Annotated in this window: 12 protein-coding genes and 1 pseudogene; 5 read left to right on the forward strand and 8 right to left on the reverse strand. The window is 66.3% G+C overall.

Features of this window, described 5'->3' with window-relative positions:
• Window positions 1-4: 4 nt before the first annotated feature.
• Entirely contained in the window at window positions 5-751 is a 747-nt protein-coding gene (locus L6444_RS08290) for an alpha/beta fold hydrolase (protein WP_236981663.1), read from the reverse strand.
• Window positions 752-857: 106 nt separating this feature from the next.
• Between L6444_RS08290 and L6444_RS08295 the strand changes: the two are divergent.
• The 3 genes and pseudogenes from L6444_RS08295 to L6444_RS08305 all read left to right on the forward strand — a co-directional run bounded on the left by L6444_RS08295 (window position 858) and on the right by L6444_RS08305 (window position 2,404).
• Window positions 858-1,135, forward strand: a pseudogene (locus L6444_RS08295) (TerD family protein).
• Window positions 1,136-1,167: 32 nt separating this feature from the next.
• The gene (locus tag L6444_RS08300) at window positions 1,168-2,052 is read left to right on the forward strand and encodes an HpcH/HpaI aldolase/citrate lyase family protein (RefSeq protein WP_236981664.1); all 885 of its coding nucleotides are present in this window, start codon (window positions 1,168-1,170) and stop codon (window positions 2,050-2,052) included.
• Between the two features lie 145 nt (window positions 2,053-2,197).
• A complete protein-coding gene (locus L6444_RS08305; RefSeq protein ID WP_236981665.1) occupies window positions 2,198-2,404 on the forward strand; it encodes a long chain fatty acid-CoA synthetase Faa4p in 207 nt (68 codons plus the stop codon).
• A gap of 31 nt (window positions 2,405-2,435) precedes the next feature.
• Here L6444_RS08305 and L6444_RS08310 read toward each other — a convergent pair whose 3' ends face one another.
• The 3 genes from L6444_RS08310 to L6444_RS08320 all read right to left on the reverse strand — a co-directional run bounded on the left by L6444_RS08310 (window position 2,436) and on the right by L6444_RS08320 (window position 7,734).
• On the reverse strand, window positions 2,436-4,919 hold the full coding sequence (locus L6444_RS08310; RefSeq protein WP_236983917.1) for a glycogen/starch/alpha-glucan phosphorylase: 2,484 nt from the start codon (window positions 4,917-4,919) through the stop codon (window positions 2,436-2,438).
• Window positions 4,920-5,095: 176 nt separating this feature from the next.
• Window positions 5,096-7,306: an RNA polymerase recycling motor ATPase HelR gene (helR, locus tag L6444_RS08315; RefSeq protein WP_236981666.1), complete on the reverse strand. Its 2,211-nt coding sequence runs from the start codon at window positions 7,304-7,306 to the stop codon at window positions 5,096-5,098.
• A gap of 101 nt (window positions 7,307-7,407) precedes the next feature.
• On the reverse strand, window positions 7,408-7,734 hold the full coding sequence (locus tag L6444_RS08320) for a DMT family transporter (protein ID WP_236983919.1): 327 nt from the start codon (window positions 7,732-7,734) through the stop codon (window positions 7,408-7,410).
• A gap of 94 nt (window positions 7,735-7,828) precedes the next feature.
• Here L6444_RS08320 and L6444_RS08325 point away from each other — a divergent pair, with 94 nt between their 5' ends.
• On the forward strand, window positions 7,829-8,263 hold the full coding sequence (locus tag L6444_RS08325) for a DoxX family protein (protein ID WP_236981667.1): 435 nt from the start codon (window positions 7,829-7,831) through the stop codon (window positions 8,261-8,263).
• A 12-nt stretch (window positions 8,264-8,275) separates the two neighbouring features.
• Here L6444_RS08325 and L6444_RS08330 read toward each other — a convergent pair whose 3' ends face one another.
• The 3 genes from L6444_RS08330 to L6444_RS08340 form a co-directional block, all read right to left on the reverse strand.
• Window positions 8,276-9,118, reverse strand: a complete 843-nt coding sequence (locus L6444_RS08330; protein WP_236981668.1) for a hypothetical protein — start codon at window positions 9,116-9,118, stop codon at window positions 8,276-8,278.
• 4 nt (window positions 9,119-9,122) lie between these two features.
• Complete coding sequence (locus L6444_RS08335; RefSeq protein WP_236981669.1) at window positions 9,123-9,953, reverse strand: oxidoreductase; 831 nt, start codon at window positions 9,951-9,953, stop codon at window positions 9,123-9,125.
• A gap of 87 nt (window positions 9,954-10,040) precedes the next feature.
• Window positions 10,041-10,313 carry a hypothetical protein gene (locus tag L6444_RS08340; RefSeq protein ID WP_236981670.1) on the reverse strand — a complete coding sequence of 91 codons (273 nt, stop codon included), beginning with the start codon at window positions 10,311-10,313 and terminating at the stop codon, window positions 10,041-10,043.
• A 183-nt stretch (window positions 10,314-10,496) separates the two neighbouring features.
• Between L6444_RS08340 and L6444_RS08345 the strand changes: the two genes are divergently transcribed.
• Window positions 10,497-11,192 carry an MspA family porin gene (locus L6444_RS08345; protein ID WP_236983921.1) on the forward strand — a complete coding sequence of 232 codons (696 nt, stop codon included), beginning with the start codon at window positions 10,497-10,499 and terminating at the stop codon, window positions 11,190-11,192.
• Between the two features lie 7 nt (window positions 11,193-11,199).
• Here L6444_RS08345 and L6444_RS08350 read toward each other — a convergent pair whose 3' ends face one another.
• Window positions 11,200-11,865, reverse strand: coding sequence for a nitroreductase family protein (locus L6444_RS08350; RefSeq protein WP_236981671.1), 666 nt, complete (start codon window positions 11,863-11,865; stop codon window positions 11,200-11,202).
• Window positions 11,866-11,870 lie beyond the last annotated feature (5 nt).

Below are 11,870 nucleotides of genomic sequence, written 5' to 3' on the forward strand. Positions count from 1 at the left end.
GAACTCAAGCCAGCGTCTCCCAGAACCCGGTGAGGGCCGCCGCGCCGCGATGCGGATCCTGCAGCATCCACCAATGTCCCAGCCCGTCGAGGACTTCCGTCCGCGCGCCCGCGCGCGCCGCCGCCCGCCGCCGGATCTGCTCGGATCCGACGTAGCTGTCCTCGGTGGCCAGGATGGACAGTCCGGGACGAGCCGCCGCGTTCTCCAGTGCCCGGCCGGCCTCAGCTGTTGCCGGCTGCGCCGCCGAACGGTACAGCGCCAGGATGGCTCGCCCCATCTCGGGGCCGTGCGCCTGGCCGATCGCGGCCGCGATGTCGGCCGGTATTCCCAATTCCGCGGTCTGGGCCACCCAATCCTCGATCGATCCACCCATCATGGTGTCGACGAGCTCCTCACCGGCACCCGGCGTCTGCCACACCTGGGCGAGGTCGTGCCAGACGTAGTCCTGGTCGAACACGCCGACGATGTCACTGACCCAGCTGCGCACCAATTCGGGGCGGTGCATCACCACGTTCAGCACGTGTCCACCGCCCCAGTCGTGTCCGACCAGGTCGATCGGCTCGTCGATGCGTTCCAGCTCTTCTTCGAGCCAATCACGGTAGGCCAGGTAGGTCGCCGCGAAGTCGTCGGGCAACGGGGCCCCGAACCCCGGCGGCGAAAGAAGCACCACGTCGTCGCGGTCGAGAGCCGCGACCAGCGGGCCCCAGATCGCGTCGGTCTCTGGATTGCCATGTACGAAAACGGCCGGCATGGTCTGCTCCTTGGCTGTGCGGGGTCTGGTTTCATAGGGTTCTACACCCGGACGGGGCCGGGAGCGGGCACTCCAGGATTTTCACATCGCGCGGAAGGTGATCGTCATGGGCGTCAGTCTGAACAAGGGCGGCAACGTCTCCCTCACCAAGCAGGCACCACACCTGACCGCCGTGGCCGTGGGTTTGGGCTGGGACAGCACCTACGACCTCGATGCCAGTGCGCTCGCATGCGGCGCGAACAGGAAGATGCCGGAACCGAAACGGCAATGGTGTTCGGCGAGCTCTACCGGCGCGACGGCGAGTGGAAGTTTCGCGCCATCGGCCAGGGTTACGCCTCGGGACTGCGCGGCATAGCGCTCGACTACGGCGTGAACGTAAATTAGCTGCCGCCCACCGGACGGAAGGGAACGTGCTCATGGCGCCGACGCTGCGCCCGCGCCGATCGGCGCTCTACCTGCCCGGCAACAACGCCCGAGCGCTGGAAAAGGGCAAATCCCTGCCTGCTGACGTGTTGATCTTCGATCTCGAGGACGCGGTCGGGCCGGATGCGAAAGCAGACTCGCGGCGCCGAGTGTGCGATGCCGTCGCGTCGCGCGCCTACCGCCCCCGCGAGATCGTGGTGCGCATCAACGGTTTGGACACCGAATGGCACGACGACGACCTCGCCGCTGTGGCGGATTCGGTCGCCGACGGCGTGCTGGTGCCGAAAGTCGAGACGGGACAAAAGGTCCGGGCTCTGGCCGACCGGCTCGACGGACTCGGGGCCCCGGAGTCGCTGCAGCTGTGGGTGATGGTGGAGACGCCCAGGGCCTTCCTGCGCATGGAAGAAGTCGCCTCGGCCAGCGAGCGGTTGGCGGCACTCGTCGTCGGCACCAACGATCTGGTCAACGAGCTGCACGCATTGCACGTCCCCGGACGGGCGTCCGTCGTCCCGGCGCTGGCGCTGGCCGTACTGGGCGCGCGTGCGGCCGGAAAGGTGGTGCTGGACGGCGTGTTCAACGCCATCAAGGACGAAGACGGCTTCAGGACCGAGGCGCAGCAGGGCCGCGAGATGGGATTCGACGGCAAGACGCTGATCCATCCCTCGCAGGTCGGGCCGGCCAACGAGATATTCGGGCCATCGCAAGGCGAGCTCGCCCACGCCAACAAGGTCGTCGAGGCCTATGAGCAGGCGCAGGCCGCCGGGGAGAGCGTCATCACCGTCGACGGTCGCATGATCGAAAGCCTGCATGTGCGCGATGCCCAGCGCATCCTGGCCCTGGCAGAACGCATTGCCGAACTGGGTTCGCAAACCCAATAGCAGGCTGCGGACAGGTTGCGATTAGGTATTGCCGCCAAATCGCACTAGTCTTGCCCGCGGCCCATCATCGTCCCAGGAAAACACCATGCCTCTTCAGCCCACTCTGCGGCATGCACGTCCGTCGCGCAGGGTTCGCAGCCATTTCGTGAAATGCGTAACCGTTGGCCAGTGCTTCGACATCGACATCGTCCGCGACGCGGACGGTTGGACGGTCCGGATACCCGAGGTCGACGAGGTCACCCGGGCGCCCGATCGCGCCGCGGTCGAACTGGCAGCGCGCAGATGCATCGCCGCTCGGACCGGCATCCCCATCGGGTACGTCGCCGTCTACGTCAACAGCGAGATCGGTTAGCCCCGAACAGCTTCCGGGTAAGCCGCGATCGTCAGATCTTGACGGTCAGCGGCCACACCTTCCAAATGTCTTCGCAATACTCGGCGATGGCGCGATCCGACGAGAACTTGCCGCTGCGTGCGGTATTCAAAATCGACATCTTCGTCCAGGCGTCCCGATCTTCCCACGCCGCGCTCACCCGCTCCTGACACGCGACGTACGAGGCGAAGTCGGCGCACACCAGGAACGAGTCGTGGTGGCGCAAGTTGTCCACCAGCGGCCGGAACACCTCGGGGTCGCCGTGTGAGAACATTCCGCCGGCGATGAGGTCGAGCACCGCGCTCAACTCCTCGTTGCTGTCGATGTAGTCCGCCGGGCGGTAGCCGTTTGCCTTCAGGGCTTCCACCTCCTCGACGGTGAGACCGAACAAGAAGAAGTTCTCCGGCCCGGCCTCTTCCCGAATCTCGACATTGGCCCCGTCCAAGGTGCCGACGGTGAGTGCGCCGTTGATCATGAACTTCATGTTCCCGGTACCGGAGGCTTCCTTGCCGGCGGTGGAAATCTGTTCGGAGACATTGGCGGCCGGGTAGATCAGGTGCGCGTTCTGCACGTTGAAGTTCGGGATGAACGCCACTTTCAGAGTCTTGTTGACCTCTGGGTCGGCGTTGATGGTCTCGGCGACCGCGTTGATCAGCTTGATGATTCGCTTGGCCAGGAAATAACCGGGTGCCGCCTTGCCGCCGAAGATGAATGCGCGCGGCGGAATTGACAGACCGGGATTCTGCTTGAGCCGGTAGTACAGCGCGATGATGTGCAGCACGTTGAGGTGCTGGCGCTTGTATTCGTGGATGCGCTTGACCTGGATGTCGAAGATCCATTCCGGGTTCAGTTCGACACCGGTCGCCGAGCGAACGAAAGCGGCGAGGCGCGCCTTGTTGTTGCGTTTGATGTCGCGCCACTGCTCCCGGAAGCTTGCGTCGTCGACGAATTGCTCCAGGCCGCGCAGCCGCCCCAGATCGGTCAGCCAACCGTCACCGATGGTGCGGTCCAGGAGTTCTCGCAGTCCTGGGTTGGCCAGCGCCAGGAAGCGGCGCGGCGTCACACCGTTGGTCTTGTTGCTGAAGCGCTCCGGCCACATCTCGTAGAAGTCTTTGAGCACACTGTCTTTCAGCAGTTCGCTGTGTAGGGCGGCGACCCCATTTATGGCGTGGCTGCCGACGGTGGCCAGGTGCGCCATCCGGACGAACTTGGCGCCGTCTTCGCCGATCAGCGACATCCTCTTGACCCGGTCGGCGTCGCCCAGGAACTTGATGCGCACCTCGTCGAGGAACCGGCGGTTGATCTCGTAGATGATCTCCAGGTGCCGGGGCAGCGACTCGCCGAACAGCTCCAGCGGCCAGGTCTCCAATGCCTCGGGTAGCAGCGTGTGGTTGGTGTAGGCGAACGTCGCGACCGTGATCTGCCACGCCTCCTCCCAGTCCAGCTGACGCTCGTCGATCAGCAGCCGCATCAGCTCGGCGACCCCGATCGAAGGGTGAGTGTCGTTGAGCTGCAACGCGAATCGCTGAGGGAGTTCGCGCACCGAAACGTCGGCGAGGTCGTCCATGATGTGCAGCACGTGCTGCAGCGAACAGGACACGAAGAAGTGCTGCTGCAACAGTCGCAGCCGTTTGCCGGCCTCCGGTTCGTCGTTGGGGTAGAGCACCTTGGTAACGGTCTCCGAGGTGACCTCGTCCTCGACCGCCTTGTAGTAGTCCCCGGTGTTGAAGGCATCCAGAGCGAACGACTTGACCGCCCGGGCGCTCCACAACGTCAAGACGTTGCAGGTGTTGACGCCGTAGCCCTGGATCGGGGTGTCGTAGGCGACTCCTTTGAGCATCAGCCCGGGCACCCAGCGTGCCCGGTCGCGTCCGGAGTCATCGGTGTAGTGCTCGACGTAACCGTTCCACTTCACCAGGTAGTTGACATCGGGTTTGGCTATCTCCCAAGGGTTTCCGCTGTCCAGCCAGTTGTCGGTCTGCTCGACCTGCCAGCCGTCGCGGATCTCCTGGTCGAAGATGCCGAACTCGTAGCGGATGCCGTAGCCGATCGCCGGGCGCTCCAGGGTGGCAAGCGAGTCCAGGTAGCACGCCGCGAGGCGGCCCAGGCCGCCGTTGCCCAGTCCCGGCTCCTCTTCGCAGGCCAGCACCTCGTCGTAGTTCTGGCCCATCGCGGCCAGCGCCGTTCTGGCCGCCCGCTCCATCCGCAGGTTCAGCAGGTTGTTGCCCAGCTGCGGCCCCATCAGGAACTCCGCCGACAGATAACAGGTCACCTTGCGGCCCAGGTCGAGGGAGAGCTGCGTGGAGGCCACCCGCCGGTCCTGCATGCGGTCGCGCACGGCCAGCGCCAGCGCCCGGTAGTAGTGCTCGGGCCGCAGGGCGGCGGCCGGACGGCCGATCGAATACCGCAGATGGTCGGTGATGGCCCGCTGCAGGGCGGCCGCGCCCATGCCGGTACGGGAGTGCTCGATCAGTTCGGCCCTTGCGGTGGCGGGCATTTCGTCGGCGGGCGTGCGGTCCAGATCGGTCATGGTGAGCGTGTACTCCCTCGAGTCTTCTTCAGCGGAGCCGACGAACCCGGCGGCAGGCAGGAGGTCAGTCTGGCAGCGATGTTTGCACACCTGGCGCGCAATTGCCGTCCGAAACGTGAACGCGACATCACGGTCGCGCGACATCACGACGAAATGACACCGTCGGCGGCCAGACCACTCAGGAACGCCGGGAGCGGACCCTGGTGCAGAATTCCCAGACGCTGGGTCGCGCGGGTGAGGGCGACGTAGAGTTCGGCCGCCCCGCGCGAGCCCTCGGACAGGATCCGCTGCGGGTCCACGACGAGAACCGCGTCGAACTCGAGTCCCTTGGTTTGCGCCGGCGGCACCGTGCCGGGCACACCGGGGGGCCCGATCACCACACTGGTGCCTTCCCGGCCCGCCTCGTCTTGGACGAATTCATCGATGGCGGAGGGTAATTCGTCGGCTGTGACACGCCGGGACCAGGGCTTCACCCCGGCCGCGCGCACCGACTCCGGCGGCACGACGTCGGGCGCGAACTCGGTGAGTAGCGCCGCGGCGACGCTCATGATCTCCGCCGGGGTGCGGTAGTTCACCGACAGCAGCCGGTACACCCAGCGGCCGGGCACGTACGGCCGCAGCATCGCGTCCCACGATGTCGCTCCGGCCTCCGAGCGGCGCTGAGCCAGATCGCCCACCACCGTGAACGACCTCGCGGGACAGCGGCGCATCAGCACCCGCCAGTCCATCTCGGACAGTTCCTGGGCCTCGTCGACGACGACGTGCCGATAGGTCCAATTGCGGTCCGCGGCGGCGCGTTCGGCCAATTCGCGGGTGTCGCGCTCGACGAATCGCTCGGCCAGTTCCGCACCGTAGAGCAGATCCTGGGCCAGTAGGTGATCTTCGTCGTCCATCAAATCTTCCCGGTCGCCCATCAGGTCCAACACCCCGGCGGCGTAAGCGGCCTCCTCGCGCTGCTCCTGTTCGGCGATCTGCCGGGCCCGCGCGGTGGTCACCGTGTCGACGCCCAGCAGGTCGACCAGTTCGTCCAGTAGTGGCACGTCGGAGACGGTCCAGGCGTCGCCGACCGCGCGCAACATGGCCAGATCCCCGCCGGCGGCCTGTAACCGCTCGCGCGACTCCAGCAGCGACGCCAGCAGTGTCTCCGGGGTGAGAATCGGCCAGAGTTCGTCCAGCGCGGCGGCGAAGCCGGCGTGCTCAGCAAGTTCTTCGATCAGGTCCTCCCGCACCGCCTCCCAGGCGCCCGTGTCCGACCGGTCCAGCCAGCCGCGGCCGATCTTGGCGATCGCCCGCTCGGTGAGCGTCCAGGTAACGATCTCGGCGAACACGGCGCGGGCCTCGTTGTGCGGCAGTTTGCTGGTGCGTGCCTCCTCCCGGGCCCACTGCGCGGTGTCGGCGTCGATGCGCACGGCGGCATCCGACAGCTCGATCGGGATCGGCTCGGGCGGCAGCCGCTGGTGATCGGCGATGGCCGCGGCCAGCACGTCGAGGATCTGCAACGAACCCTTCAGACGCGCAGCGGCCGGGGTGTCTTCGGTGGTGACGCGCAGCCCGGGCACCAGGCGGCCGGTGGTCGCGAACACCACCGTGGACTCGCCCAGTGCGGGCAGCACCTGGCTGATGTGGTTGAGGAACTCCGGGCTGGGCCCGATCACCAGCACCCCGTGTCGTTCCATCCGCTCCCGCTGGGTGTAAAGCAGGTAGGCGACGCGATGCAACGCCACCACGGTCTTGCCGGTGCCGGGCCCACCCTCGATCACCAGGACGCCCGGATGGTCAAGTCGGATGATCTCGTCCTGCTCGGCCTGGATGGTCGCCACGATGTCGCGCATCCCCTCACCGCGGGGTGCGCTGACAGCAGCCAGCAGGGCGGCGTCGGTCGAGCTGCCAACCTGGTCGCCGTCGCGCAGTTCGCCGAGGACCTCGTCGGTGAAGTCAAGGATCCGGCGCCCGCGGGTGTGGAACTGGCGGCGCCGGCGGATGCCCTCGGGGTGTGCCGCGGTGGCCGTGTAGAACGCGCGCGCCGCCGGCGCCCGCCAATCGAGCAACAGCGGTTCGTATTCGTCGCCCTCGTCGAGCAGCCCGATGCGTCCGATGTAGGTGCGCTCCCCCGCAACGCTGTCCAGCCGACCGAAACACAAGCCGTCGTCGGCGACGTCGAGACGCTTCATCCGTCGAGACAGGGCCCGCACCTCGACGTCGCGATCCATCGGCGTCTCGCTGTCCTCGCCCCGCAACGCGGTGCGGTATCTGTCCGTGGCACGCGCGCGCTCGTCGTCGAGTCGCGCGTAGAGCTCGTCCACATAGCTCTGCTCGAAGCGCAATTCGTCCTCGTACCCGGTGTCGCGAGGCACCCGCGTCCCCCCTCTTCTTACGTGCTCGGCCAACGATTGCGCGTCGCCACCCCCACCCGTGCCGCAAGCCCCAAGCGCCGGATGTCGGCAGGGCCAGCAGCTCAGTGGGGGAGTCCGCCCAGGTTCAGGGTGACCACTCCGGCGATGATCAACCCCACACCGACCACCTTGGCAACCGAAATCGGCGAGCCGAGAAACGTCACGGCGATGAACACGATCGCAGCCGTGCCGATCGCCGACCACAGCGCATAGGCGACATCGGTCTGCATGCCGCGGGAGATCGACAGCGACAGCAGCGCGAACGAAATGCCGTAACCCAACAGGCAGACGACGGTCGGCCACAACCTGGTGAAGCCGTCGGTGCTCTTGAGCAGGCTGGTCGCCACCACCTCCGCGGCGATCGCGACCAGCAAGAACAGGTAGGCCAACACCCGTCTCATTCTGTACACATGCCGAAACGTGCCGGGAACCGGCCGCGATTCCGGCCCGGGACGCGGCGTGGTGGACATTAACGTGGAGCGCATGACGAACGATCTCAACGTGCGCATGGCCGGCTACTCGCCAGCCGTGCTGAGCCTGTTCCGGCTGGTCTACGGCTTCCTGTTCGCCGGTTACGGCTCGATGATCCTGTTCGGCTGGCCCGTCGCGTCGGGGCATCCAGTGCGCGTGGGCGATTGGCCAGGTTGGTACGCCGGGCTGATCGAGTTTGTCACCGGGCTGCTGATCGGGGCCGGGCTGTGCACCCGCGCCGCCGCGTTCCTGGCGTCCGGCACCATGGCGGTCGCGTATTTCTGGATGCACCAACCGAATTCACTGTGGCCCATCGGCGGCCCGCCCGACGGCAACGGCGGCACCCCGTCGATACTGTTCTGCTTCGGATTCTTCCTGCTGGTGTTCCTCGGACCGGGCAGGTATTCGCTCGACGCGCTGCGCGAAGCGAAAACACCACGCCGGTAACGGTTTTCAGGTTCAGATCGCACCCTGTACGCGTTCGGTGCAGTAGGTCCGTTGGGGTTGCGGGAACGTGACACCGTGTGTGTTCGGGGGGCAGGCCGCGGCGTCGGTTGCGCCGTCGACCCGCTTCACCACCCGAATGACCTTGCCGGCGGTGGCGCAGCTCACCGTGCGGACGGTTTCGTCGTTGCGTTCGGGCGCATAGCAATGTGACTCGAGAAGATTGGGTACGAAACAGCGGCGGGTGCCGTCGCGTTCGACCGAGAGATAGCCGCTGTGGTTGAGTTTGCCGTCCGGACAGTTGCCGTCGGAGTCGGTGGTCGCGGCGAACTCGAGAACAGCGTCGGGATTTTGGCAGCTGGTCGATTTCCATCGCGAGCTGTCCAGGATTTCGTTGGTGAAGCAGTCGCCGATCGACATATGCGGGTGAGACTGCCGGCCGGCGGCCAGCGCCGCCGTGCCCAGGACCCCGAGACCGCCCAGTGCCAGCAACACCACGCCGGTGATGATCAAGCCGGTGCCGACGCTCTTGGGCCGCAGGGGCGCCGGCGCGGGGTAGTAGCCCGGCGGAGCGACCGGGTAGCCCGGCGGGGCGACCGGGTAGCCCGGCGGGGCGACAGGGTAGCCCGGCGGCGCCGGCGGATAACCCGGCGGGGCGGGCGGATAGCCCGGTAGCTGCGGGTACGGGGCCGGATAGCCTGGCGGATAGCCGCTCATGGCCCGTTTGCGCGCCACCGCACGGTTACGCAGTCCGACAAGCAGCAAGGTCAAGCCCAACGCCGGCAAGATCAGCATGCCGACGATGCGGCCTGCCAGGTAGGCACCGCCCGTCTGGTCCGCGAGGTAAGCCAGGCTCATCGCGTCAGACGTCCAGACTGGTGCTGTTGGTGTGCGATTCCCAGGTGGCGACCTCCTTGGCGCGTCGCTCCACAATGTGGCGGTACGAGAAGAGGGCGTCCTGGCCCAGTAGCAGGAACGCCGGAGGCTCGTCCGATTCGACCGCGGCGACGATCGCCGCGCCGGCCTTGGCGGGGTCGCCGGGCTGGCTGCCGTGCATGGTGTCGTTCTCCTTACGGCGCCGCCCTGCGGTATCGGCGTAGTCGTCGATGACCGTCGACGACTGCCTGAGCGAGCGTCCGGCGAAGTCGGTGCGGAAGGCCCCCGGCTCCACCACGGTCACCGAAATGCCAAGTGGCGCAATCTCTCCGTGTAACGCTCCGCTCATCCCCTCCAGAGCGGCCTTGGCCGCGGAGTAGTAGCCCGATCCCACCGGGGTCAGTTGCACGCCGATCGAGGAGATGTTGACGATCGCACCCGAGCGGCGCTTACGCATGTCGGGCAGCACCGCTTTGATCATCGCCACCGCACCGAAGAAGTGCGTCTCGAACAGGGCTCGTATCTCGGCGTCGTCACCTTCCTCGACGGCCGCCCGGTAGCCGTAGCCTGCGTTGTTGACCAGGACGTCGATGCCGTCGAACCGGTCCTGAGCCTTGCGCACGGCGTCGGTGACCTGTTCCGGTTTGGTGACATCCAGCGTGACGGCCAGCACCCGGTCCGGGTTGGCCTCGGCGAGGTCCGCGACCTTGGTGACGTCCCGTGCGGTGACGACGGCATTGTGGCCGGCTTCGATGACCGCTTCCGACAGTGACCGGCCGATGCCGGTGGAACAGCCGGTGATGAGCCAGGTGGACAACCCAAAGTTCCTTCCATCGCGATCGCCAGTCAGTCGGCCGAAACTACGATTGTGCTGGCAGTCAGGCGATTTCGGCGGGTTCTGCTGCTAGAAACCCATCTTCTGGCACTTAGCGTTTCGATTCTGGCAATACATTCCGCTGCCGGTCCAGTCCTTGGCGTTGGGCACGCCGAAGTTGTTGGGCGTGTCCGTCGAGCGATAGTCCTGAGCCAAGCCTGGTGATATGACGGTGAGGAAATCTTCGATCAGAGGCGGCGCCGTATCGTCGGGATCCGCGCTGGCTACTCCGGCGCCGCAGAAGACAGCGGCACCACCGATCAGGCCGGCGCCGAGCCCCGCAATGAATATCCGAAGGCTCATTGGTCGCCCTCTCTGCTTCTTCGCGCGAATCACGGGCCCGTAGTCGAGCCTACCCGCAAATGGTCGTGCGGTATGAGCCTGCCGAGTGTTCGTCGCAAACCGGCTACAAACCCGCAACGACTCCGATCAGGTCAGCTGGCAATGCGCGCAGCGGCTGGGACCGTCCTTAGCGTGAAACCCGTGATGCCGAATTCCGCGGTCGTTCGCCGCGCTGCGGCCTTCGCGGTCTCGCTTGCGTTGTTGAACACACCTCCGGCGACTGCTGAGCCGGAACCGGCGCATCCTGTCGGCGCGGCTACCTCGGCCGACGGTTCGGTGCCTCCTGGCACGCCGGCCCGGGTGACCACGCCGGACGGTTGGGTCCTGGCACTCGGCGCCAGGGACGAGAAACACGTGCCGGTGGCGCCGCTGACCACCGCCGCATCGTCTCGCGAATACCTCTCCAGCGGAGTTTTCGTCGCTTCCCTGACCGGGCCGGAAACCCCGCACGGCATCCTCGAGGTGGGATATGAGATCGGCTGCGGCATCGACATGAGCACGGCCAACGGCGTCACGATGGCCAACGGTGGGGGCGTTTCTCCATCACTCGGCGCGGTGGTGCCGTTTGGGCCCGGCGAGCCGTTCCAGCTCTTGCCGTTGATCAGCGCTCAGTACAACTCGGTGGTCAGCGTGGGTCTCAAGCCCGGATTCGTGGTGGTGGTGCCGGTGGTTAGGAAAGAGTTCAAAGGCCCCAACCCGTGGATCATGATCAACGAGTTCCACATGAAGATCGATGGTTGCGTCGGCCAGTCCTTCGTCCGCTCGTATTCGACCCTGACTCGCATCACCGACGAATCCGATGTGGTGGTTTCCTACGTCGGCGCCACCAAGGCGGTTTAAGCCCGGTTCAGACGTCGAAGGCTTTGCCGTCGAAACGATCCCGGGTGACGAACTCCGAGACGGGCCGGCGGCGCAACCTGCTCAGTTGCCGGGTGGGCTTGCCCAGCGGCACCACCGCGGCCACCGCATGTGTGGACGGAATCCCTAGCAGCGCAAGAATATTTGGCTCCTGCGGGATGGACATGGTGGTGATGGTGCCGCCGTAGCCTTCGTTGCGCGCGGCCAGCAGGATGCTCCACACCAGGGGGTACACTGACGCGCCGGCGGCCATCCCGACGCGGTCGAGGTCCTGGTCGAGGGCGGCGACCACACTCAGGTCGACGGTCACGACCAGGGCGACCGGCGCGGTGGCGACCGGCTTGGTGAACGTGTCGGGAATCTCGGTCGCGTCGATCACGTCCTGCGGGACCTGAGTGGGAGTGATTGTGTTCCAAGGGTTTTCACCAGCATTGAGCTGTGCGAAGTAGCGGCGGGCGGAAGCGATGCCGAACTCGGCCAGCTGGCTGCGGGTTTGGGCGTCGCGGACCACGGTGATGTGTGCGCCTTGTCGATTCCCGCCGCTCGGAGCGAACCGGGCGTTGTCGAGTATGCGGTACAGCACGTCGTCGGGCAGCGGGTCCTGGGTGTATTCGCGCGCCGCGAACGTGGTGCGCATGACGTCATAGAGGTCCATGATCG

The sequence above is a fragment of the Mycobacterium kiyosense genome (assembly GCA_021654635.1).
GTDB lineage: Bacteria > Actinomycetota > Actinomycetes > Mycobacteriales > Mycobacteriaceae > Mycobacterium > Mycobacterium kiyosense.

Bases quoted from the DNA above. Each gene is read 5' to 3' on its own strand.
- L6444_RS08290 (WP_236981663.1), bottom strand. From the start codon at position 751: ATGCCGGCCGTTTTCGTACATGGCAATCCAGAGACCGACGCGATCTGG.
- L6444_RS08300 (WP_236981664.1), top strand. From the start codon at position 1,168: ATGGCGCCGACGCTGCGCCCGCGCCGATCGGCGCTCTACCTGCCCGGC.
- L6444_RS08310 (WP_236983917.1), bottom strand. From the start codon at position 4,919: ATGCCCGCCACCGCAAGGGCCGAACTGATCGAGCACTCCCGTACCGGC.
- L6444_RS08325 (WP_236981667.1), top strand. From the start codon at position 7,829: ATGACGAACGATCTCAACGTGCGCATGGCCGGCTACTCGCCAGCCGTG.
- L6444_RS08330 (WP_236981668.1), bottom strand. From the start codon at position 9,118: ATGAGCCTGGCTTACCTCGCGGACCAGACGGGCGGTGCCTACCTGGCA.
- L6444_RS08340 (WP_236981670.1), bottom strand. From the start codon at position 10,313: ATGAGCCTTCGGATATTCATTGCGGGGCTCGGCGCCGGCCTGATCGGT.
- L6444_RS08345 (WP_236983921.1), top strand. From the start codon at position 10,497: ATGCCGAATTCCGCGGTCGTTCGCCGCGCTGCGGCCTTCGCGGTCTCG.
- L6444_RS08350 (WP_236981671.1), bottom strand. From the start codon at position 11,865: ATGGACCTCTATGACGTCATGCGCACCACGTTCGCGGCGCGCGAATAC.